This window comes from Pseudomonas wadenswilerensis, from assembly GCF_024749185.1.
Taxonomy (GTDB): domain Bacteria; phylum Pseudomonadota; class Gammaproteobacteria; order Pseudomonadales; family Pseudomonadaceae; genus Aquipseudomonas; species Aquipseudomonas wadenswilerensis.
On sequence record NZ_CP087191.1, the window covers coordinates 1163372 to 1185733 of the forward strand.

Here is a 22362-nt window from a genome sequence, read left to right on the forward strand (position 1 = left end):
ATGCGCGGCGAGCGTGGTTTTACCCTGCTGGAGATGCTCGTGGTGCTGCTGATCGCCGGGCTGATGAGTACCCTGAGTATTGCCTGGCTCGACAGTGGCAAGGCGCCGATGCAGCAGGCTCTTGAGCGCCTTGCCAGCGCCAGCCGCCAGCAGGCGGAGCTGGCGCTGCATGGCGGGGAGATTCGTGGCTTGCGCTGGAATGGCAGCCGTCCCGAATTTGTCCGTCGGGTCGATGAGCGCTGGCAGCTCGAGACCGTCGCCTTGGGCGACTGGCCGCCAGCTTTGCACGCCGACTGGCCTGCCAGCCACGAGCCACGACTGGTGTTCTCGGCCTACGGCGTTGCGCGCAGTGCTGTCTTGAACTGGCACTGGCCTGAGGGTACCCAGCGCTGGCACTGGAGCGGTGATGGCCAACTGCACAGGGCACCACGGTGATGCGTGCGCAACGAGGTTTCACCCTTTTGGAGGTGACCGTGGCCCTGGGCATTGCCGCAGCCCTGGCAATCATGACCAGCCAGGTGCTGCGCCAGCGTCTGGCGGTGCAGCAGAGCGTGCAGCAACACCGCCTGGGCGTGTTTTGCGCCCGCGAGCTGCAGGCGCGTTTCGCCGTTGAGCGCTATTGGCCGATGCAGAACAGCGTTGCCGGGCAATTGCAGCAGGGCGATGGCCACTGTCATTGGCAACTGCAACTGACCTCCACCGGAGTACGCAACCTGCGCCGTGGTGAGTTGCACCTGTTTGCCGACCGTGACGGGCGCGATCCCCTCGGCCAGTACCGCATCTTCCTGGTGCGCCCATGAAGCGCCGACAGCAGGGCCTGACCTTGCTTGAACTGCTGGTGGCCCTGGCCCTGACCGCCGTGCTGGGGATCTTGCTGGCGACGCTGGTCAATGCCTGGGTGGGCGTGCGCGAACGCTTGCAGCAACCTGCGCAGGGCTCGCCGGTACTGAATTTTTGCCTGGCCCTGGAGCGGCGTTTCGATTCGACGGTGTTACGCCAGCTCTATGAACAGCGCCTGCCCCTGGCAATCAACTGGCTGGACTGGCAACCCGCCACCTTGCAACTGCAATGGGTGGCCCGCGGCGCCTGGCCGCAAGCGGAAGGCGGTTCGCGCTTGCAGCGCCAGCGCCTGAGTTATGACTCGCGCGGGCAACGCCTGCTGCTGGAAACCTCCGCCGACCTGTATGCGGTGGGTAAACCGCAATGGCGTGAACGCGATCAGCTCGATCAGGTCACCGCGCCGAGTTTCTCCTTTTTTCAATCGGGCCGTTGGCTGGCCTTTCCTTCTGCCGAGCGATCCGCCCCGGATCTCGGCGTGCGGCTTGAGTTCAAGCGTGATGGAGCACCTTATGTCTGTACCTTCGCCCTGCCGGAGGCGCCCTGATGAAATGGCTTGAACGCTGGCAAACGCCACGCAGCAGCAACTGGCTGCTGCTGCGACCGGGCCAGGGGCAAGCGCCCTGGAGCTGGCTGCGCCTGGCAGACGGCAGGCGCGAAGCCGGGGAGGGGCTGCTTCCCAGCCCTGACGGCGCTCGCGTGGTGCTGATTCTGCCGGGTAACCAGTGCAGCCATTTTCAGCTTCCGGCGCCACCGGGGCTCAAACGTGACGAGTGGCCGCTGCTGGTCGAAGAGCGTTTGCTGCAGCCAGCCGAGTCCATCCGATGTGGCTGTGTTTCGCGCCAGGGCAATCAGCTGGAGCTGGTCAGCGTCGATCAGGCGCTGCTCGGCCAGTGGCTGGCCCGGTGCGCGGACTGGGGGCTAAGCGTGGAGCGTTGCTGGGCCGAGTTTCAGTTGTTGGCGGATACGCCGGCAGGCACCGCCCTGCGCTGGCAGCGCAGCCCTGATCTGCTGTTGCTCAAGGGCGTAACCGAGCAATCACGACAGCACTGGCTGGCCTGGCCGTCCTTGCTCGGGCCGAACCTGCCGGCGCCATGGCCGGGCCTGCAAAGCGAAGCGTTTGAGGGGGCCTGGCCACCTCGACTGGCCATGCTGGAGCGGTTGCCCAGCCTGTTTGATTTGCGCCCTTCGCGTCAGCTGCGGCTGCGGCTTCCCATGGCCCCCGGGCACTGGCGACTGATCGCCGCGTGCGCGCTGTTGGGCCTGCTCTGGTGCGGCCTGTGGCTGAGCCAGCAATGGCGCCAGAACGAGGTCTACAAAGCGCAAGTGCTCGCGGTGACGGGGCCGGTCACTTCACCTCGTCAGGCCGCCCAGGTACTCAAGCGTCAGCGTCAGGCCGAGGAGGATCGCCAACTGCGCCTGCGCCAGATCGGGCAATTGCAGGCCGCATTACAGCAATGGCTGCAAGCGCAGCCCGCCTGGCACATGACCGCCAGCGGCTTCGACGGGCAACGCTGGACGTTGCGGCTTCGCGGCGATCAGCCGCCAGAGGTCGCGACCTGGGAGGCTATCGCCAAGCAGGTCGGTGTGCCGGTTGCAGTGGCGGGTGGCGAAGATCACCTGCAACTGATGTTCGACCTGGGAGCGGCATCATGAGTCAGTGGATGCAGCGCCGCTGGTTGTTGCCGGCAGCCTGGGTAACGGTAGGGTTGTTGCTCATCACCTTGATGATTCGTGAAGGCACGGCCCGCTGGCAGGACGCCCAGCAGTGGCAGGCCCTGGCCCGGTCGGCGGCCGGCTTGCAGGTCGATGCGCGGTTCAGTGTCGAGCAACTGCAGCAATCAGCCCAGGCAAACAGCATCGTGCTCAACGAGGTGCTGGCGGAAAAAAACAGCTGGCAGATAAAGGGCCGTGCAGTCGATGAGCAAGGTTTGCAGCGCTGGTTACTGGCCGTGCAGCGCGAAGGCGTGCGTCCGCTGCGTTGGTCGCTGGAGCAAGCCGAGAGCGCCATGAACTTCGAGCTGGAGCTGCAGCAGTGAAGCGCGTCGGCTGGTTCAGCCTGGTGTTCTCGCTGACTGTGTTGGCCGGGCTGCCGGCCAGGTGGCTGCTCGCACCCGTTGCCGCCGAGGGCGTTTCCGGCAGCCTTTGGCAAGGCCAGGCGCAACGCTTGGGGCAGGTGGGGCCGGTTGCCTGGCACTGGCAACCCTGGCGTCTGCGGGCGCAGGTGGAGCTAGGGTTCCAGGGGCAAAGCTGGCAGGTCAAGGTCGCTGGCTGGCCGTGGAACTGGAGCGCGGCTGTCGAGCCGTTGCAGCGCACGCTCACAATGCCTTCGTCCTATCGCCTGACGGGCGAGTGGAGCGGCCGGATCGACGTGCAGGGGAGCGGTCGGCAGTGCCGGGTCAGCCAGGGTGAGATCGCTGGCCGCAACCTGGCGCTGGTTGCGCCATGGTCAGTGCCGTTGGGCGCGGCCCGGGTGCGGATTGATTGCACGGCCGGCATGCACCTGTTGGCGCAATTGCAGTTGCAGGGTCAGCATCAGGGTGAGCTGGATGCTGACCTGCTGGCCCGTCGCGGGAACCTGCAGGGGGAGGTAACACCGGGTACGGCCCTGTACCCGGTGTTACTGGCTGCCGGCTGGCTCAAGACGGATGGAACCCGCATGAACCGCAACCTCAGGTGGTGACGGGCAGGCGGCCTCAGCGCGGCTTGCCACCCTCCTTGATACTCGAGGCCAGGATACTGCTGCGGTCATGCCCGCTGGTGCGTAGCAGGCCAAGGTCAACCGGCTGTTCACCGCCGTTGGCGTTGCCCCCGGAACCGTAGACATTGATCAGGCCGCTGACCAGGTCTACCGGTGCATTCGAGGCATTGACCCCCACCTCGCGGTAATAGTCACGGCCCTGCAGGGCTTGCTGGGTGACGGGCGCGCCGCCCAGCTGCACCTTGCCCCTGTTCGCCTGCAGGCTGGCGCCGGAGAGCAGTACACTCCCGCCCACCTCCAGGGCGATGCCTTCACGGGCGTTGAGCGCGCTTTGACTGGCGACGGTGTTGCGCTGGGTGTGCTCGACCTTGAGGGTGAAGGTTGGCGAAGTCTTCGGGTCGACTTTCTGCAGCGCACTGCCGACCTGCTTCTCGACCTTTCCAGCCAAGGGGCCAGCCACGGCATTGGCGGCGTTGATGTAGCCCTGTGGGTTCCTCTCCTGGCTCAAGCGTGCATCCACCGCCACTTTCAGGCTGTCGACCTGATCCTGGCGGCTGGTGATGCGCAGATCACCGCCAACCTGTCCGTCGATGCGCCCGGCATCCAGGCCAACGCCCTCAAGGCGAGTGTCAGTCAGGCTGGTCAGGCTGATTTGCCCGGCGCGCCATTGGCTGTTGTCGAAGGTGAGGTTGTCACGACGATCAATGTTCACCTGCCCGCGGGCATACAGCCCGCGTTTGGCCTGTTGCGAGGATGCCCCCGGTGCTGCGTTGATACCGGCACCGGCGGTGAGATCGAGGTTGTTGCGCCGATCGCTGCTGGCGGCGGCCTCGATCAGCACGCCGCCTTCGCGGGCAGTGACGGCGATCTGGTTTGCCGATGCCTTGACGCCTTGCAGCTTCAGCGCATCGTCCTGGCCGGCGGCGCTGCTCAGCAGCAGTTGCTCCTTGGCAAACCAGTTGGCCCCGCTAGCCGTGGAACTGCTTTCATCGACCCGCCCAGTGCTGAAGTGACCACCCAGGCCACCGCCCTTGCCATTGCTGGTGCTCTTGCCCAGCAATTCCAGGCCACCACCAAGGTTGCTGCCTTGGGCCTCGTGGGTATCGACGCCAGTGCTGACCTTCAGCGCACCTGCGCTCTGCAACTCGATATCCGAGACCTTTGCCGCGCTACTGCCAATACGCCCACCCACCAGCTCGAGGGCGCCACCCGCCTGCAGCTGTACTTTGCCCTTGGCATCAATTTCTACCACGCGGGCCTGGGTATCGATACTGTCCAGCTTGCTCTGGTCAAGGTAGCCGCGCAGTTCCAGGGCACTGCCTGCGGGGGCATTGCCTGCTTTGAACCAGGCATTGCCCTCGAGTTTGTTCTCCTGCTGGCGTTGTTGATCGTTGGCCTGGACCAGGCTCAGGTTGCCCTTGGCCGAAATCTCAAGCGAACCGTCCCCGGCATTGAAACGGGTGCCCTCGTACAGACCGTCGCTGCCCACCTGAATCTGGATACCGGTCTGGCCGTAGAGGCTGCCAGGGCGTGCGGTTTGCGAGCTGTTGTCGGTCAGCAGCGAGCCGCCCTTGCCGGAAAGACGCAGGTTGATATCGCTGCCGGTGCTGGTTTCGACGCGCACGGCGGCGTCCACATCCAGGCGCTCGACACGCTTGCCAGTGCTGTCCTGGGCCGCAGCAAAACGATGGCTTTGCGCCTGAATCGCCAATGGTCCCTGTGTTGCCCGGTACTGGGTGCCCGTATCGTTGAGGGTGTCGGCCTTGAGGGTGATGTGCTGGGCGGTAAGCTCAGTGACCTGCGCCGTGCTGCTGCGCTTGAGTTCTTTGCGATTGAGATGCTTGAACTCCAGGTCGGCGCCCAGCGTTGGCGGGGCGAGAGCGTCTTCGATCGATGCCTGCTGGAAACGACTGGCCTCGGTACCGGTGACCAGGTTTTCCACCGGGCGGGTCAGGTCCTTGTACACCAGGCTGGCGCCGAGGCTGGCTTGCCAGTTGGTCTGGGTCAGTTCGGATTCCTGGGTATCGTCGACGGCACGATTGTCCACGGTGCTGGCTTGCAGCTCCAATGACCGGCCTGCCGTGAGTCTGGCGGCCTCGTTGACCAGCTTGACGGCTTTCAATTGCACGTCACCGGCGGCCACCAGGCTGCTGCGTTGCGCCTGGCTTGCGCGTTCATCCAGTACCTGGCGCTTGTGATAACCCTCGAAGGCGCTGCCGACGGCATCGATGCCACCACTGACACGCAGGCCGCCGCCACTTTCGGTGCTGGTGGTCTGCTGTGACTGTTGCTCATGGGCTACCGTCAAGGTGACCGCGCGGCCATCGAGCTGCAGGTCGCCCTCGACGGCCTCGATGTAGGAGCCATTGAGGTTGATGTCATTGCCGCTGTTGAGTTGTACGCCGGCGCCCTTGAGCGTACTGGCAACCTGTTCAAGATCGGTTTTCGTGGTGTCGGTGCGGACAGTGCCGTATCCCACCGAGGCGGTGTACTGGCGCGAGTCGGGTTTGCCGTCGGCGGCATCCTGGGTCTGGCTGGCGCTGGCGGTAAAGCCTTGTTGCTGGTTCTGTTCGCTGACGCTTTGAAGCTGTTCGGCAGTGCTGACACTGATGTTGTTCTGCGCCTGCAGGTGCAGCTGCTTGCCGGCTTCGAGCCTTGAACCTATCACCTGCAGGTCATCGGCGCTGGCCAGGCGCAGGTTGCTTTCAGAGGCAACGTCGCTGCTCAGCACCTGCTGACGCTGTTCCTGGCGTTGGCTTGTCTCGGTAATCAGGCCGAACAGCTTACTGTCAGTCTCGCGTTGATCAACGCTGGACTGGTTTTGGGTTGCTTCTACCGACAGCCGGGCTTTTTCACTGAGCAACAACGCATCACCTTTGGCCTGAACCCTGGAGCCTTTGATCTGCACCTGGTCAGCTGCCACAGTCAAAGCACCTTGGGCCTGAAGGGTGCTGCCACTGCCCTGTTGACCCTTGGCCTCGGTTTGCCCGTTCTTGCCGAAGAAGGTGCCGGAAACCAGGTCACCACTGTAGTTGCGGGTGTTCTCATCGCTTTTCAGGGTAACGGCGGCCACTTCCAGATTGCCGGCCTTGAGGCTCATGTCACCCGCGCTGTTCAGCGTGCTGCCCAGAATCTGCGTGCTGCCTTTGGACGTCAGGGAAACCTGCAGACCGGAAAGCGCGCTGGCGCGGGCGCTTTCCTGGTAGCTGCTGCTGTCCTTGTCGCCGCGCCACAGGTGCTTGCGGTGACGGATCTGCTCATCGACCTGCAGGCTATCGGTTCCAGCGCTGATGGTCAGATCCTTGCCGACGTTGACCGACAGGTCGCCGCCGGCCTCGACGGTAGCGGCCACCATGCGCAGGTCGTCGCCCGCCTGCAGGTTGATGTCCTGGCTGGCCAGGATCTGGCTGCCGACCTGTTGTCGCTGGGTGCGGGTGCTTTCGCGGTCGTAGGTTTCGGTGGTGACGAACCACCATTTTTCTTCGCGGCTCTGCCGTTCGCGGCTGATGGTTTCCCGGGTCCGGGCATCGAGGGTGAGATTTTTCCCGGCCTTGATGTTTACCTGTGGCGCCTGCACGCGCACTGCGTCGAGGCTCAGGTCGTCGGCGGCCTTGAGGTTCACCGCGCCGTTTTCGCTGTACAAGCGGCCGGGCTGCTCGGCGCTGGCGCTGATCTCCAGGGTACCGGCAGAGTCCATGTCGATCCCGTCGCGCGCTTGCAACTGGCTGCTGCCCATGCGTACGCCGGCGCCGAGGGCGGTGCTGAGGATGCGGATGCGCCCGGCCTGCATGGCACCGAACAGGCGAGCATCGATACTGCCGGCCGGCGCCGCCAGGTGCTCGATGACCTGACCGTCGGCCACGTCGATGCGGTTGCGTCCGACCACCAGGCTCAACTCGTCCCGGGCTTCGAGCGTGCCGCGGCTTTCGATGCGCGGGGCGATCAGCTCGAGGGCTCCGGCGCGGTTGCTCTGGCCAGCGTCGAGTATCTCCAGCGTGCCATTGGCGGCGCGGGTATCGAGGTATTTGATGCGCTGGTCTTCAAGTTCGGCCGTGCCGACCAGAAAGCCTGCGCGGGTGGTGTTGATGAAGCCGCCACCGTTGAGGGTGATGCCATTGGGGTTGGCCAGGATGTAATCGGCCGGTCGGCCGAAGATTTCCTGGGGGCCTTCGATGCGCGAGGCGTTGCGGCTGATCACTTCACTGAGGATGGTCGAGGCGGCCTGGCCCTGGAACTGCGGGTTGGCGGCCAGGGCGCCGGCCAGTTGCGATTGCCCGGCCTGCAGGGCGTTGTTCAACACCAACCCGGGCTTGTTGACGTTGTAGTCGAGGAACTGGTTGTGCGACAGGCCGCTGGCATTAGGGGCGACGATGTCGATCACCGGCACGCCGTGCTGATCGGTGATCAGTGGCGTACCGGCAATGCCGGTTGCCGCCTGCAGGCCGTTATCGGCCAGGCTGACGCCTGGGGTCATCAGGCTCAGGGCGATCATCCAGCGCAGGCGATTGAGCCTGCGCCGTTGTACTGCGGGGGAGGGCGTCTTGGGCATCACGGTCTTCTCTTTCTTGTTGTGGACATCAGATGTTCATTACCCACTCCAGCAGCCAGTAACCGGTCTCCAGGTCCTGGCGGCGAGTGTTGCTGGCGTGCAGGGCGCGTTGGTAGTCAAGCTTGAGCAGGCTGTCGGGCAGGCTCAGCTCAAGGCCGGCATGGGCACCGGCCAGTTGTTGCGCAGTGCGGCCGTGGTCGAATTTGCTCCAGCCCAGGTCCATGCCCAGTTGCGGGCGAATCACCAGCCCGGCGGGCAAGTCCAGGGCCAATGGCTGGCTCAGGGTGTTTCGCCACACGGCGCCCGTGGCGCCTGCCGCCACCTGTTGGCGAAAGCCGCGCACGGCGCTGTTGTCGCTGAGCAGAAACTGCTCGACCGCAGGCAGTGCATCGGGGCTGTACTGCAGGTTCAGTTCGCTCTGCCAGCGCCAGGGCCAAGCCGGGTCACGACCTTGGCGCAGATGCAGGAGGTTGGCGCGGTACTTGCGAAACTGCGGCTGCGGCGCATTGCTGGCCAGGGGCGCGCTATCGGCGCCGAACCGGTCCAGTCCCTGGACAATGCCCAGATTGGCACTCCACAAGTTGGCGTCGAGCCACAACAGGTTCAGGCCCGCTTCCAGGCTGGTGAGGGTCGGGCTTTGCAGTTGCAGGCGTTGCCCGGCCAGACGATTGTCCTGGCGTTTCTGATCCAGGCGCAGGCTGGCGCTGAGCAGGCCGTACTGGTTGCGCCACAGGTTGCGCTCAAGGCTCAGGCCATAAAAATCGCTCTGGCCGCTGCTGCGCACTCGCCGGCCCGGCAGCTGCGCCTGGTAGTGCAATTGGTTGAGGTTAAGCGCGTAGGTCCAGGGGCCATAGGGGATGCTGTAGTAGAGGCCGTAGCCGCGGCTGTAGCGGGGGCCTGAACCGAGCGTCGAGGTTACCGAGAGCTGCGTGTAGTCATTGAGCTGCAGCGGGCTGTCCAGGGTCAGGCTGGCACCGACACGGTCACGTCCGGTCAGCTCGCTGCCGCGATTGTCATAGGTACTGCCCAGGCGCCAGCGGGGGTTGACCTGCCGTGACGTGATCACGATGCGGGTGCCGCCTTCAAGCTCTCCGGGCATCAGGTCGGCGCCCAGCTCGAATGCCCGCAGCCGGTTCAACTGGTCCATGCCCTGTTCCAGTTCGGTCAAACGCAGGGGCTCGCCGAGCAAGGTCGGGAATGCGCTGCTCAGTGACAGCGGCAGATCGGGGGTGGCCAACTCGATCGATTCGACAAAGCCCTCGACGATCTCGATGTCGAGGGTCGTGCCGGCTTGCGGCGGGTTGACGAGGTAAGGGCGGCTGGTCGGATACCCCGCTTGCACGTATTGCTGGGTGATGGATTTGAGGATCAGGTTGATTTGCGCCACGTCCATGCACGGCGTCACCAGCGGTTGCACGTTGGCGGCCAGCTCTGCGGACGTCAACTCCCGGTTGCCTGCCAGGCGTACACCGTTCAGCGGCCAGCAGGGCGTGGCCTCGGCGGGTGTTGGCACATCGGTAGCGGGCTCGGGTAACTCATCGGTACGTTGCAGCTTGCGCAAGCGTTGACGTTGTTCGAGTTGCTCAAGGTAAAGGCGTTGATCGCGCAGCGGCTGTACACCTAGGTGTTCATGAGCGCTGGCGGGGCCCACCATGAGCAGTAAAACGACGAAGATACCCGGGGCGGCCGGATGCGGGATACCAAGGCGTGCAGCAACAATGCTGAGTGAACAGGGCATGCAGTAGCGTCCAGAGGATATCCAGGTGCGTGGATTTTATGGGCGCTACTATTCGAATAGATGTGCTACCGGGCCGGTAGATGGGTAGGGCTGAAGCCTGAGTTGTGCGGGAAACTTCCGACTTATTTGTCGGAAGTAGCCTGGAGAGTGATCAGGGACGGATTTCGATCATGGTGCCGTCCGGCACCATGTTCCACACCTCGCGCATGTCGCGGTTGGTCATGGCGATGCAGCCTTCGGTCCAGTCCAGGGTGTGGAACACCTCTTCCGGGTACTCCTCGCTCAGGGGCGTGCCGTGGATCATGATCATCCCGCCCGGCGGGACACCTTCGCGACGGGCGCGCGCGGCGTCGCTGATGTTTGGGTAGGACACGTGCATGGCCAGGTTGTAGCGGTCGCTCTGCTTGCGCCAGTCGATCCAGTAGAAACCTTCGGGGGTGCGCTTGTCGCCTTCCTGCACCTTGGCGCCCTTGGGCTGCTTGCCCAGGGAGATGCGGTAGGTTTTCAGCGGCGTGCCACCACTGATCAGTTGCAGGCGCCGCTCCGACTTGATCACCAGGATCTTGTCGATCATCGCAGGCCGTGGCTGTTGCGGTTGCAGTGGCGAAGGCGCGGTCTTGTCGACCGGCCGGGTGATGATGGTTTCGGTGAAACCCGCCTGGGACATCGAAGCCACACTGAGGCAGAAAAGGGCAAGCAACCAGCGCATGAAACGATATCCCTGAGAAAGCTAGGTATTGGGTGACGGGACGAGCATGGGTGAAAGGCATTCGTTGCCAATCGGGAAGCGCTGCTCGATGCGGTCACGATAATAGCATTCTAGGGTACGACTGACGGTGCGGAAAGCCAGCTCGTCCCAGGGGATTTCACTTTCGTCGAAAAGCCGCACCTCCAGGCTCTCGACGCCGACGGCGAAGTCCAGGTCGGCGAGCTCGGCGCGGAAGAACACATGCACCTGGTTGATGTGCGGCAGGTCGAACAGCTGGTACAGGCTCGCCGCCCCGACACGGGCGCAGGCTTCCTCGATGGTTTCCCGGCGCGCGGCTTGTTCCACCGTCTCGCCGTTCTCCATGAACCCGGCGGGCAAGGTCCAGTAGCCGCGGCGCGGTTCGATGGCGCGACGGCACAAGAGTACCTGGCTGCCCCAGGTCGGCAGTACCCCGGCGACGATGTTGGGGTTCTGATAATGAATGGTCTGGCAGTGATCACAGACATAGCGCAGGCGGGTATCGCCTTCGGGAACACGCTGAATTACCTGATTGCCACACGCGCTACAGAATTTCATGCTTTTATTCCTGTTAGGTGCGCCTATCTTGGCGCCACTGTCACCGGGGCCGCAAGCCGGATCGTCGCCGGGACTTGGGCGGCCCGCGGCTTTGGTGCATCATGCAGGACAGGCTTTGGAATCGAGAGAGAGCAATGCTGGACGAGCTACTTCGCCGCGTGAGCAGTCATACGCCGAGTACCCTGGAGACGGACCGACGTTTTCCCGAGGCCGCCGTGTTATTGCCCATCACCCGTAGCGAAGAGCCGGAGCTGGTGTTGACCCTGCGCGCCAAAGGGCTGTCGACCCACGGTGGCGAGGTGGCTTTTCCCGGTGGGCGCCGCGACCCGGAAGACCCCGACCTGATCTTTACCGCCCTGCGTGAAGCCGAAGAAGAAATCGGCCTGCCGCCGGGCCTGGTGGAAATCATCGGCCCACTGAGCCCGCTGATTTCCCTGCATGGGCTGAAAGTGACGCCTTTCGTCGGGCTGATCCCCGATTTTGTCGAGTACCAGGCCAACGACGCCGAGATTGCCGCGGTGTTCACCGTGCCGCTGGAATTCTTCCGCCAGGACCCGCGCGACCATACCCACCGTATCGATTATCAGGGCCGCAGCTGGTACGTGCCCAGCTATCGGTATGGCGAGTACAAGATCTGGGGCCTGTCGGCGATCATGATCGTCGAGCTGGTCAACTTGCTTTACGATGCCAACATCAGCCTGCATCAGCCGCCTGAACGCTTTACCCCAATTTGAGCGGGACCACCCGCCAGCCATGCCGCACCGTGAGGAACCACGCATGAAATACCGTCTGGGCGACCTGCGGGTCGAAACCCATCCGCGCAGCTGGGTTGCGCCCACCGCCACGCTGATCGGCAAGGTGCGCCTGCAGGCCGGTGCCAACGTCTGGTTCGGCGCGGTGCTGCGCGGCGATAACGAACTGATCGACATCGGCGAGAACAGCAACGTCCAGGACGGCACGGTGATGCACACCGACATGGGCTCGCCGCTGACCCTGGGCAAGGGCGTGACCGTCGGTCACAACGCCATGCTCCACGGTTGCTCGATCGACGACTACAGCCTGATCGGCATCAACGCGGTGATCCTCAACGGCGCGCGGATCGGCAAGTACTGCATTATCGGCGCCAATGCGCTGATCCCCGAAGGCAAGGAGATTCCCGACGGCTCGCTGGTCATGGGCTCGCCGGGCAAAGTCGTGCGTGAGCTGACCGACGCGCAGAAAAAACTGCTCGAAGCCAGCGCCGCTCACTATGTGCACAACGCCGAGCGTTATGCCCGCGACCTGGCCCCGCAGGAGGATTGATGAGTACGCCTGAACGCCTGGTGGCCTCGCCCTGCGTGCAGATCTGCGCGCTGGACGACGATGATATCTGCACCGGCTGCCAGCGCACCGCCGCTGAAATCACCCGCTGGGGGCGGATGGACAACATTGAGCGCCGCCAGGTGCTCAAGCTGTGCCATGAGCGTGCAGTCGCTGCCGGGCTGATCTTCAGCGTCGGCGCATGATCCGCCCCTTGGCCGCCGGCAGTCGCTGCAGTACCCTGTAGCGCTTGCCCAGCGGTCGATCCCATGTTCTTTCTGATTGCCTATATCAGCAGCGTAGTGCTGATCAACTACGCCTTCTCCAGTGCCCCGCACCTGGATGTCATCTGGTCTGCCTGGGGCGGCCTGGTGTTCATCCTGCGCGACATGGTCCAGACCCGCTTCGGCCATGGTGCGCTGATCGCCATGCTGGCGGCCCTGGTGCTGTCCTATGTCACCTCGGAGCCGGCCATTGCTCTGGCCAGTGCCACCGCCTTTGCCGTGTCCGAGTGCATCGACTGGCTGGTGTTCACCCTTACCAAACGGCCCTTGCATGATCGCCTGTGGCTGAGTTCGGCACTGAGCATTCCGATCGACACCTTTATCTTCTTCGGCATGATCGGGGCCCTGACCCCGGCCGTGGTCGGCACCGCCATGGCGTCGAAATTCGCCGGTGTCACCGTGGTCTGGCTGGCCATGGCCTGGCGCGTGCGCAAACGGGTGGTCACCGGCTGAGGCCAGCGGCCGCGGTTCATGTAAAATGGCGCTCCTTTTCACCGGGTTGCACCGAGTACGGGGCGGCCCAGGATGTTCTTCCCTCTGAGGACCTGAAATGACCCGTATCGGAACCCCATTGTCGCCGACCGCGACCCGCGTACTGCTCTGTGGCTGCGGCGAGCTGGGCAAGGAAGTGGTGATCGAGCTGCAACGCCTGGGCGTTGAAGTGATTGCCGTGGACCGTTACGCCAATGCCCCGGCCATGCAGGTGGCCCATCGCAGCCACGTGATCAACATGCTCGACGGCGCCGCCCTGCGGGCAGTGATCGAGGCCGAGAAGCCGCATTACATCGTCCCGGAAATCGAAGCCATCGCCACCGCGACCCTGGTCGAGCTGGAAAACGAAGGCTTCACCGTGGTGCCGACCGCCCGCGCCGCGCAGCTGACTATGAACCGCGAAGGCATCCGTCGCCTGGCAGCGGAAGAGCTGGACCTGCCGACCTCGCCCTATCATTTCGCCGATACCTTCGAGGCGTATTCCAAGGCTGTCGAAGACCTGGGTTTCCCGTGCGTGGTCAAGCCGGTCATGAGCTCGTCGGGCAAGGGCCAGAGCCTGCTGCGCAGCGCTGACGACCTGCACAAGGCCTGGGACTACGCCCAGGAAGGCGGGCGTGCCGGCAAGGGCCGGGTGATCATCGAAGGCTTTATCGATTTCGACTACGAAATTACCCTGCTGACCGTTCGTCATGTCGGCGGTACTACCTTCTGCGCACCGGTCGGCCACCGTCAGGAAAAGGGCGATTACCAGGAATCCTGGCAGCCGCAGGCGATGAGCCCGCTGGCCCTGGCCGAGTCCGAGCGGGTGGCCAAGGCGGTTACCGAGGCGCTGGGCGGTCGTGGGTTGTTCGGTGTCGAGTTGTTCGTCAAAGGCGACCAGGTGTGGTTCAGCGAAGTTTCGCCGCGCCCGCACGACACCGGCCTGGTGACCCTGATTTCCCAGGACCTGTCGCAATTTGCCCTGCATGCGCGGGCGATTCTGGGCTTGCCGATCCCGCTGATTCGCCAGTTCGGCCCGTCGGCGTCGGCGGTGATCCTGGTTGAAGGTCAGTCGCAGCAGACTGCATTCGATAACCTGGGCGCGGCGTTGAGCGAGCTGGATACCGCGATTCGCCTGTTCGGCAAACCTGAGGTCAATGGCCAGCGGCGCATGGGCGTGTGCCTGGCCCGTGACGAGTCGATCGAAGCTGCCCGCGCCAAGGCAACCCGTGCTTCGCAGGCGGTCAAGGTAGAGTTCTAGGCAATCGCGGGGCAAGCCCGCTCCTACCGGTGTAGGAGCGGGCTTGCCCCGCGATGGTTTTACAGCTCCGAGTGCCGCGTCTCTTTCAGGCACAACACCGCAATCAGGCTCAGCACAGCCGCCGCCGACACATACCCGCCGACCCAGCTCAAACCGCCCATCGCCACCAGCTTCTGGGCAAAGAACGGCGCCGCCGAGGCCCCGACAATCCCGCCCAGGTTATAGGCTGCCGACGCCCCGGTGTAACGCACGTGGGTGGGGAACAGCTCAGGCAGCAATGCCCCCATCGGCGCGAAAGTCACGCCCATCAAGAACAGCTCGATGGCCAGGAACAACGCCACCCCCGTGGTCGAACCCGAGGTCAGCAGCGGCTCCATGGTAAAGCCCGAAGCGATCGCCAGCAGGCCACCGACAATCAGCACCGGCTTGCGCCCGTAACGATCGCTGAGCCAGGCCGACAGTGGCGTGGCCAGGGCCATGAACAGGACCGCGAAGCACAGCAGGCCGAGGAAGGTCTCACGGCTGTAGCCCAGGGTCGAAACGCCATAGCTGAGCGAAAACACCGTCGAGATGTAGAACAGCGCATAGCACACCACCATGGCCCCAGCACCCAGCAGGGTAGGGGCCCAGTACTGGGCAAACAGCTCGACCACCGGCATTTTCACCCGCTCGTGACGAGCCACGGCCTTGGCGAACACCGGCGTTTCTTCCAGCTTCAGGCGCACGTACAGGCCAACCATGACCAGAGCGGCGCTGAGCAGGAACGGAATGCGCCAGCCCCAACTGCGGAACTGCTCATCGGTCAGCAGCATGGCCAGGGTCAGGAACAGGCCGTTAGCCGCCAGAAAACCAATCGAAGGGCCTAACTGCGGGAACATGCCGAACCAGGCGCGCTTGCCCTTGGGCGCATTCTCGGTGGCCAGCAGCGCCGCACCGCCCCATTCGCCGCCCAAGCCCAGGCCCTGGCCGAAGCGCAGCACGCAGAGCAGGATCGGCGCCCAGGCACCGATACTGTCGTAGCCGGGCAGTACGCCGATCAGGGTGGTACAGACCCCCATCAGCAGTAGCGAGGCCACCAGGGTCGATTTACGCCCGACCCGGTCGCCAAAGTGGCCGAACAGCGCCGAGCCCAGGGGCCGGGCCAGGAAGGCAATACCGAAGGTCAGGAAGGCCGAGAGCATCTGTGCGGTGCCCGACGTCTGCGGGAAGAACACCGGGCCGATCACCAGCGCTGCCGCCGTGGCGTACACGTAGAAGTCGTAGAACTCGATGGCGGTGCCGATGAAGCTGGCCGTGGCGACCCGCGCTGGCGAGTTGCCGGGGCTGGCCTGGGCGGTATCGGAGTAGGTGCTGCTGGTCGTCATGCGATTATCCCTGACAGTCGAGAGCTCCATGGGCATGGCCGCAGGCCTGGTGAACAGGCAGGCAAGGGCGTGCGCCGAAGCGAATTGTTATGGTCGCGCAACTGAACATACGCCCTTTGGGGATGGGGGCGGGCGCGGGCAAGGCTCGGGGTGTGAACCAGTACCGCTATTGCGCGCAATATTCAGTCAGGCTGACTGGCCGTGTGACGCCGGTGCGGGTAGCGGGCGAGACGGCTGGGGCTGGGTAAGCGTTACTGAGTATAGCTAGCGCTTGAGCGTCCAGACCAGTATGCGGCTGGCACAATTGTCCTCGGTTTCGAGGATTTCCAGGCGATAACGGCCGATTTTCAGGCATACCGCGCTTGCCGGAATGCTTTCCAGGGCTTCGGTGACCAGGCCGTTGAGGGTTTTTGGCCCATCGCTGGGCAGGTGCCAGCCCAGGGTACGGTTCAGCTCGCGGATCGACACGTTGCCTTCGATGACGAAGCGCCCGTCGGCTTGCGGGTGAATGTGCGGGTTGTCGAGGCTGTGCTCGTCTTCGAATTCGCCGACGATTTCTTCGAGGATGTCTTCCAGGGTGACGATGCCGAGCACTTCACCGTACTCGTCGACCACCACGCCCAGGCGCCGCTGTTGCTTGTGGAAGTTGAGCAATTGCAGCTGCAGCGGCGTGCTTTCCGGCACGAAGTAGGGTTCGTAGCAGGCTGCTTGCAGTGTTTCGCGGGTCAGCTCGGCCTTGGGCAGCAGGTGGCTGATCAGCTTGGTGTTGAGGATCGCTTCAACCTGGTTGATGTCGCTGTGGTAGACCGGCAGGCGGGTGTGGCGGCTGATGATCAACTGCTCGATGATCGCCTCGATCGACTCATCGAGGTTGATGCCGTCGACATCGTTGCGCGGCACCAGGATGTCGTTGACGGTGATTTTATCCAGCGCCAGCAGGCTTTCGGGCAGGTTCAGGCGCTGGTCGGTGTCGGGTTCATCGGCGGCGTAGCTGTCGGCATCGTCGTTGTCGTGCACGGCCACGGCATGGCTTTGCACGCGAAACGGGCGCAGCAGCAGGCGCGCGCAGCCATCGAGCAGCCAGGCCAGGGGTTGCAGCAGCTTGAGCGGCACCTTGAGCAGGCTGTTGCCCAGGCCAATGAAGGCCTGCGGGTTACGTCGGGCCAGTTGCCGTGGCAGGTACTCGGCGACGATCAGCAGCAGCGCTGCGGCACCCAGGCCCGCCAGCCAGAAGCCGTGTTCGCCGCTGTAACGCTGGCCGATCAGGCAGGCCAGGGCCAGCACCAGCAGCTTGCCCAGGGTCGAGCACAGCACCAGGGCCTGGGGGGTAACGGCAAGGTCGGGGTGTGCGCCGGTCTGGGCGTTGCGCCGCGCACCATTGAGCTGCTGCTGGGCGGCGTCCACCGCAGTGAATAACGCCGACCAGAGCAGTGCCAGTGCCAATACGCCGAGTAGCGGTCCTAACGGCAGAGCGTCCATTTACCTGTGCTCGTCAGATATGCAGGATGAATTCGCGTACCAGCTTGCTGCCAAAATAGGCCAGCATCAGCAGGCAGAAACCGGCCAGGGTCCAGCGGATCGCCTTGTGCCCGCGCCAGCCGAGGCGGGTGCGGCCCCACAGCAATACGCTGAAGACGATCCAGGCCAGGCAAGCCAGCAGGGTCTTGTGCACCAGGTGCTGGGCGAACAGGTTGTCGAGGAACAGCCAGCCGGAGAGCAGCGACAGCGACAGCAGGCCCCAGCCGGCCCAGAGGAAGCCGAACAGCAGGCTTTCCATGGTCTGCAGCGGCGGGAAGTTCTTGATTAGCCCGGACGGGTGTTTGTGCTTGAGCTGGTGATCCTGCAACAGCAGCAGCAAGGACTGGACCACGGCGATGGTGAACATGCCGTAGGCCAGGATCGACAGCAGGATATGCGCGAGGATGCCCGGCTCTTCGTTGATCAGCGGCACCGTGCCCGACGGCGCGAACTGGGCGATCAGGGCCGTGGTCATGCCCAGCGGGAACAGCAACAGCAGCAGGTTCTCCACCGGGATGCGCAGGCAGGCCAGCAGGGTCAGGGCGATCACTGCAGTGGCGATCAGGCTGGCGGCGCTGAAGAAGTCCAGGCTCAGGCCCAGGGGCGTGAGCAGTTGCCAGAACAGCGCGGTGCCCTGGGCGATGACCGCCAGTGCGCCAAGCAGGCCGAGCAGGCGTTTGTCGGCCTTGGTGCCCTGGGCCAGGCGTGAGCCTTGATAGAAGGTCGCGGCGGCATACAGGCAGGCGGCGATGAGATTGGGTAGCAAGCTGGGTGACAAGGGGAGCATAAGTCCTGTTAGGCAAGCCCGAAAGAGAATGAGTTTGGCATAGATCGCGCCCGCCTAGGAAGACTGCCAGCCGACGGCATGGTGTGCGCTGGGCCAAGTCTTCGTTATAATCGCCGACCTGCCCCTGCCCAAGGCCGGCCGAATACGCCAGAGGCAGCTGATAAACCTCGGTTCTACAGAGCCCGAAAGGATCACCATGTTTGAAAACCTGACCGACCGTCTGTCACAGACGCTGCGCCATGTCACCGGCAAGGCCAAGCTGACCGAAGACAACATCAAAGACACCCTGCGTGAAGTGCGCATGGCGTTGCTCGAGGCTGACGTCGCCCTGCCGGTGGTCAAGGATTTCGTCAACAAGGTCAAGGAGCGTGCGGTCGGCACCGAGGTGTCGCGCAGCCTGACCCCGGGCCAGGCGTTCGTGAAGATCGTCCAGGCCGAGCTCGAAGGCCTGATGGGCGCCGCCAACGAAGACCTGGCGCTCAACGCCGCGCCGCCTGCGGTGGTGCTGATGGCCGGTCTGCAGGGTGCGGGCAAGACCACCACCGCCGGCAAGCTGGCGCGCTTTCTTAAAGAGCGCAAGAAGAAGACCGTGATGGTGGTGTCGGCCGACGTCTACCGTCCGGCGGCGATCAAGCAGCTGGAAACCCTGGCGGGCGACATCGGCGTGACCTTCTTCCCGTCCGATATCAGCCAGAAGCCGGTGGCCATTGCTGAAGCGGCAATCCGCGAAGCCAAGCTCAAGTTCATCGACGTGGTCATCGTCGACACCGCCGGTCGTCTGCACATCGACACCGAAATGATGGCCGAGATCAAGGACCTGCACGCCGCGGTCAAGCCGATCGAGACGTTGTTCGTGGTCGACGCCATGACCGGCCAGGACGCCGCCAACACCGCCAAGGCCTTCGGCGACGCGCTGCCGCTGACCGGTGTGATCCTCACCAAGGTCGACGGTGACGCCCGTGGCGGTGCCGCGCTGTCGGTGCGCGCCATTACCGGCAAGCCGATCAAATTCATCGGTATGGGCGAGAAGAGCGACGCGCTCGAGCCGTTCCACCCCGACCGTATCGCTTCGCGCATCCTTGGCATGGGCGACGTGCTCAGCCTGATCGAGCAGGCCGAACAGACCCTCGACAAGGAAAAGGCCGACAAACTGGCCAAGAAGCTGAAGAAGGGCAAGGGCTTCGACCTCGAAGACTTCCGCGACCAGCTGCAACAAATGAAGAACATGGGTGGCCTGGGCGGCCTGATGGACAAGCTGCCGAGCATCGGCGGCGTCAACCTGGCCCAGATGGGCAGCGCCCAGGGCGCCGCCGAGAAGCAATTCAAGCAGATGGAAGCGATCATCAACTCGATGACCCCGGCCGAGCGCCGCGACCCTGAGCTGATCAGCGGTTCGCGCAAACGCCGTATCGCCCTCGGTTCCGGCACCCAGGTGCAGGACATCGGCCGTCTGATCAAGCAGCACAAGCAGATGCAGAAGATGATGAAGAAGTTTTCTGCCAAAGGCGGCATGGCCAAAATGATGCGCGGCCTGGGTGGCATGATGCCCGGCGGCGGCATGCCCAAGCTGTAACCCCATTCGGATCGGCGGCCTGGAAACGGGCCGACGATCGGAACCCCGCCCCGGCGGGAACACCGCTGCCTTTATATAGAGGCAGCACGAACCGCAGATCTGCAGGCTGGCCTTTTTACCTGGCGTAAAAAGGCATTTGCAAAAGTCCGTGTATTCCTTGAGAATATGCGGCCTTTCGGGCACCCGTGTGCCCGCTGTGCATTATGATTTGCAGCACCGACTACAGGAACGATGTTCAATGCTAACCATCCGTCTTGCCCGTGGTGGCTCTAAAAAGCGCCCATTCTACACCCTGACCGTGACCGACTCGCGTAACCCGGTTACCGGTTCGCACATCGAGCAGGTTGGTTTCTTCAACCCTATCGCTCGTGGCCAGGAAGTTCGCCTGTCCGTTAAACAAGACCGCGTTGCTCACTGGCTGAGCGTTGGCGCACAGCCATCCGAGCGCGTTGCAAAACTGCTGAAAGATGCTGCTAAGGCTGCTGCCTGAATAGTATGAGCGCGACGCCAGAAAAAGCTGATGACCTGATCGTCGTCGGCAAGATTTTTTCGGTTCACGGCGTTCGCGGCGAGGTAAAGGTCTTTTCCTTTACCGATCCGATTGAAAACCTGTTGGATTACCCTAACTGGACGCTTCGGCACGAAGGGAAGGTAAAACAGGTCGAGCTGGTCAGTGGCCGTTCCACTCAAAAGGACCTGGTCGCCAAGCTCAAAGGCCTCGACGATCGTGATGAAGCCCGTCTTCTGAGCGGTTATGAGATTTGTATCTCGCGTAGCCTTTTGCCCAACCTGTCTGCCGACGAGTACTACTGGTACCAGTTGGTGGGTCTGAAAGTCATCAATCAGGACGAACAGCTGTTCGGCAAGATTGATCACCTGTTGGAGACCGGCGCGAACGATGTAATGGTGGTCAAGCCCTGCGCGGGCAGCCTGGATGATCGAGAACGCCTGTTGCCTTATACCGGGCAATGCGTGTTGAAGATCGACCTGGTTGCAGGCGAAATGAGGGTCGAATGGGACGCGGACTTCTAAGCAATGGCCAGCCTGCGCGTAGACGTCATCACGCTGTTCCCCGAGATGTTCTCGGCCATCAGTGAGTACGGCATTACCAGCCGCGCGGTGAAACAGGGGTTGTTGCAACTGACCTGCTGGAATCCGCGGGACTACACCACAGATCGTCACCATACGGTAGATGATCGGCCGTTTGGCGGTGGTCCGGGCATGGTGATGAAGATCAAGCCTCTGGAAGACGCCCTGGTGAATGCCAGGCAGGCAACCGGAGAGGCGGCAAAGGTGATTTACCTGAGCCCACAAGGCCGCAAGCTGACTCAGTCGGCGGTCAAAGACCTGGCGAAGCACGAATCGTTGATTCTGATAGCCGGTCGATATGAAGGCATCGACGAGCGCTTTATTGAAGCTCATGTCGATGAAGAGTGGTCGATTGGAGACTATGTCCTGTCTGGCGGCGAGCTGCCGGCGATGGTCCTGATCGATGCGGTTACACGACTGCTGCCCGGAGCTTTAGGGCATGCGGACTCGGCGGAGGAAGACTCCTTCACCGATGGTCTGCTTGATTGCCCGCACTACACCCGACCTGAGGTGTATGCGGATCAGCGTGTTCCCGACGTGTTGCTTAGTGGCAACCATGCACACATCCGGCGATGGCGTTTACAGCAGTCCCTTGGGCGGACCTATGAACGACGCGTCGATCTTCTGGAAAGTCGCTCACTTTCTGGAGAAGAGAAGAAGCTGCTGGCGGAATACCTCCGTGAGCGGGACGATAGTTAACGTATCGATGGTAAATCCAGTTGATTTACCTTAGGAGCACAGCATGACCAACAAAATCATTCTTGCACTCGAAGCAGAGCAGATGACCAAAGAGATCCCGACCTTTGCCCCGGGCGACACCATCGTCGTTCAGGTGAAAGTGAAGGAAGGCGATCGTTCGCGTCTGCAGGCTTTCGAAGGCGTTGTAATCGCCAAGCGTAACCGTGGTGTGAACAGTGCTTTCACTGTTCGCAAGATCTCCAACGGTGTTGGCGTAGAGCGTACTTTCCAGACCTACAGCCCGCAAATCGACAGCCTGGCCGTGAAACGTCGTGGTGACGTGCGTAAAGCCAAGCTGTACTACCTGCGCGACCTGTCCGGTAAAGCCGCTCGCATCAAGGAAAAACTGTCCTGAGGACAGCTTGACCGGTGACTGCGGCCACCATGCGAAAAAAGCAGCCTTCGGGCTGCTTTTTTGTTGTCTGAAATTTGTTTGCCGATATGAAGCCCATGACCCCCAGAGAGCAGGAAATCGAACGCCGCACCGAACTGTCGGTGACCCGCGTGACCAAGGCGGTATTCCCGTCCACCACCAACCACCACAACACCCTGTTCGGCGGCACCGCGCTGGCCTGGATGGACGAAGTGTCGTTCATCGCCGCGACGCGTTTCTGCCGTTTGCCGCTGGTGACCGTGTCCACCGACCGCATCGACTTCAAGCACCCGATTGCCGCAGGTTCCATCGTCGAGCTGGTTGGGCGGGTGGCGACGGTAGGTAACACCAGCCTCAAGGTCGAGGTCGAGGTGTTTGTCGAGAGCATGAGCTGTGACAGCCGCGAGAAGGCTATCCACGGCCTGTTCAGCTTTGTCGCCATTGATGAAGACAAGCGCCCGGTGCCGGTACTGCCCGGTTTCTGACCATCCTGTA

The 22362-nt window shown here is 63.1% G+C and carries 24 protein-coding genes; 17 read left to right on the top strand and 7 right to left on the bottom strand.

Translation table 11 applies throughout. The features are described from left to right. The 6 genes from LOY45_RS05285 to gspN are packed head-to-tail and all read left to right on the top strand — an operon-like array spanning position 1 to position 3520. On the top strand, positions 1–435 hold the full coding sequence (locus LOY45_RS05285; RefSeq protein ID WP_115088474.1) for a prepilin-type N-terminal cleavage/methylation domain-containing protein: 435 nt from the start codon (positions 1–3) through the stop codon (positions 433–435). Continuing rightward, the gene (locus LOY45_RS05290) at positions 432–800 is read left to right on the top strand and encodes a type II secretion system protein GspI (protein WP_115088473.1); all 369 of its coding nucleotides are present in this window, start codon (positions 432–434) and stop codon (positions 798–800) included. Before LOY45_RS05285 ends, LOY45_RS05290 begins: the two co-directional genes overlap by 4 nt. Next, the gene (locus tag LOY45_RS05295; protein ID WP_115088472.1) at positions 797–1384 is read left to right on the top strand and encodes a prepilin-type N-terminal cleavage/methylation domain-containing protein; all 588 of its coding nucleotides are present in this window, start codon (positions 797–799) and stop codon (positions 1382–1384) included. The genes LOY45_RS05290 and LOY45_RS05295 overlap by 4 nt, the downstream gene beginning before the upstream one ends. After that, entirely contained in the window at positions 1384–2493 is a 1110-nt protein-coding gene (locus LOY45_RS05300; protein WP_115088471.1) for a GspL/Epsl periplasmic domain-containing protein, read from the top strand. Before LOY45_RS05295 ends, LOY45_RS05300 begins: the two co-directional genes overlap by 1 nt. Next, positions 2490–2876 (top strand): type II secretion system protein GspM, encoded by a 387-nt coding sequence (gspM, locus tag LOY45_RS05305; RefSeq protein WP_115088470.1) that lies wholly within the window; start codon positions 2490–2492, stop codon positions 2874–2876. The genes LOY45_RS05300 and gspM overlap by 4 nt, the downstream gene beginning before the upstream one ends. Next, the gene (gene gspN / locus LOY45_RS05310; RefSeq protein ID WP_167458917.1) at positions 2873–3520 is read left to right on the top strand and encodes a type II secretion system protein N; all 648 of its coding nucleotides are present in this window, start codon (positions 2873–2875) and stop codon (positions 3518–3520) included. The genes gspM and gspN overlap by 4 nt, the downstream gene beginning before the upstream one ends. A gap of 13 nt (positions 3521–3533) precedes the next feature. Here the strand turns inward: gspN and LOY45_RS05315 are convergent, their stop codons facing one another. From LOY45_RS05315 to LOY45_RS05330, 4 genes are all read right to left on the bottom strand, one after another. Continuing rightward, complete coding sequence (locus tag LOY45_RS05315) at positions 3534–8087, bottom strand: hemagglutinin repeat-containing protein (protein ID WP_115088469.1); 4554 nt, start codon at positions 8085–8087, stop codon at positions 3534–3536. 28 nt (positions 8088–8115) lie between these two features. Beyond that, positions 8116–9825 carry a ShlB/FhaC/HecB family hemolysin secretion/activation protein gene (locus tag LOY45_RS05320; protein ID WP_258578832.1) on the bottom strand — a complete coding sequence of 570 codons (1710 nt, stop codon included), beginning with the start codon at positions 9823–9825 and terminating at the stop codon, positions 8116–8118. 151 nt (positions 9826–9976) lie between these two features. Then, entirely contained in the window at positions 9977–10534 is a 558-nt protein-coding gene (locus LOY45_RS05325; RefSeq protein WP_115088467.1) for a L,D-transpeptidase family protein, read from the bottom strand. 21 nt (positions 10535–10555) lie between these two features. Beyond that, positions 10556–11110, bottom strand: coding sequence for an NUDIX hydrolase (locus LOY45_RS05330; RefSeq protein ID WP_115088466.1), 555 nt, complete (start codon positions 11108–11110; stop codon positions 10556–10558). A gap of 134 nt (positions 11111–11244) precedes the next feature. Here LOY45_RS05330 and LOY45_RS05335 point away from each other — a divergent pair, with 134 nt between their 5' ends. The 5 genes from LOY45_RS05335 (at position 11245) to purT (ending at position 14425) form a co-directional block, all read left to right on the top strand. Beyond that, positions 11245–11844 (top strand): CoA pyrophosphatase, encoded by a 600-nt coding sequence (locus LOY45_RS05335; protein ID WP_010220257.1) that lies wholly within the window; start codon positions 11245–11247, stop codon positions 11842–11844. A gap of 43 nt (positions 11845–11887) precedes the next feature. Continuing rightward, a complete protein-coding gene (locus LOY45_RS05340; RefSeq protein ID WP_258578833.1) occupies positions 11888–12412 on the top strand; it encodes a gamma carbonic anhydrase family protein in 525 nt (174 codons plus the stop codon). Next, on the top strand, positions 12412–12615 hold the full coding sequence (locus LOY45_RS05345; protein WP_258578834.1) for a DUF1289 domain-containing protein: 204 nt from the start codon (positions 12412–12414) through the stop codon (positions 12613–12615). The genes LOY45_RS05340 and LOY45_RS05345 overlap by 1 nt, the downstream gene beginning before the upstream one ends. A gap of 63 nt (positions 12616–12678) precedes the next feature. Further along, complete coding sequence (locus LOY45_RS05350; RefSeq protein ID WP_258578835.1) at positions 12679–13146, top strand: VUT family protein; 468 nt, start codon at positions 12679–12681, stop codon at positions 13144–13146. A gap of 97 nt (positions 13147–13243) precedes the next feature. Further along, positions 13244–14425 carry a formate-dependent phosphoribosylglycinamide formyltransferase gene (purT, locus tag LOY45_RS05355; protein WP_258578836.1) on the top strand — a complete coding sequence of 394 codons (1182 nt, stop codon included), beginning with the start codon at positions 13244–13246 and terminating at the stop codon, positions 14423–14425. A gap of 59 nt (positions 14426–14484) precedes the next feature. Here purT and LOY45_RS05360 read toward each other — a convergent pair whose 3' ends face one another. The 3 genes from LOY45_RS05360 to LOY45_RS05370 all read right to left on the bottom strand — a co-directional run bounded on the left by LOY45_RS05360 (position 14485) and on the right by LOY45_RS05370 (position 18094). Then, positions 14485–15789, bottom strand: coding sequence for an MFS transporter (locus tag LOY45_RS05360; protein WP_115088461.1), 1305 nt, complete (start codon positions 15787–15789; stop codon positions 14485–14487). 264 nt (positions 15790–16053) lie between these two features. Continuing rightward, positions 16054–17268 (bottom strand): transporter associated domain-containing protein, encoded by a 1215-nt coding sequence (locus LOY45_RS05365; RefSeq protein WP_134064070.1) that lies wholly within the window; start codon positions 17266–17268, stop codon positions 16054–16056. A gap of 13 nt (positions 17269–17281) precedes the next feature. After that, positions 17282–18094 carry a cytochrome C assembly family protein gene (locus LOY45_RS05370; protein WP_115088459.1) on the bottom strand — a complete coding sequence of 271 codons (813 nt, stop codon included), beginning with the start codon at positions 18092–18094 and terminating at the stop codon, positions 17282–17284. 196 nt (positions 18095–18290) lie between these two features. On the opposite strand from LOY45_RS05370, the gene ffh reads away from it, so the two are divergent. The 6 genes from ffh to LOY45_RS05400 all read left to right on the top strand — a co-directional run bounded on the left by ffh (position 18291) and on the right by LOY45_RS05400 (position 22352). Beyond that, positions 18291–19667: a signal recognition particle protein gene (gene ffh / locus LOY45_RS05375; protein ID WP_115088458.1), complete on the top strand. Its 1377-nt coding sequence runs from the start codon at positions 18291–18293 to the stop codon at positions 19665–19667. A 238-nt stretch (positions 19668–19905) separates the two neighbouring features. Further along, positions 19906–20157: a 30S ribosomal protein S16 gene (gene rpsP, locus LOY45_RS05380; RefSeq protein ID WP_028942918.1), complete on the top strand. Its 252-nt coding sequence runs from the start codon at positions 19906–19908 to the stop codon at positions 20155–20157. A gap of 5 nt (positions 20158–20162) precedes the next feature. Beyond that, positions 20163–20699, top strand: a complete 537-nt coding sequence (rimM, locus tag LOY45_RS05385; RefSeq protein ID WP_115088457.1) for a ribosome maturation factor RimM — start codon at positions 20163–20165, stop codon at positions 20697–20699. 3 nt (positions 20700–20702) lie between these two features. Beyond that, complete coding sequence (gene trmD, locus LOY45_RS05390) at positions 20703–21455, top strand: tRNA (guanosine(37)-N1)-methyltransferase TrmD (protein ID WP_038996822.1); 753 nt, start codon at positions 20703–20705, stop codon at positions 21453–21455. A 43-nt stretch (positions 21456–21498) separates the two neighbouring features. After that, a complete protein-coding gene (gene rplS / locus LOY45_RS05395) occupies positions 21499–21849 on the top strand; it encodes a 50S ribosomal protein L19 (protein ID WP_038996821.1) in 351 nt (116 codons plus the stop codon). A gap of 95 nt (positions 21850–21944) precedes the next feature. Continuing rightward, a complete protein-coding gene (locus LOY45_RS05400) occupies positions 21945–22352 on the top strand; it encodes an acyl-CoA thioesterase (protein WP_115088455.1) in 408 nt (135 codons plus the stop codon). Positions 22353–22362: the final 10 nt, after the last annotated feature.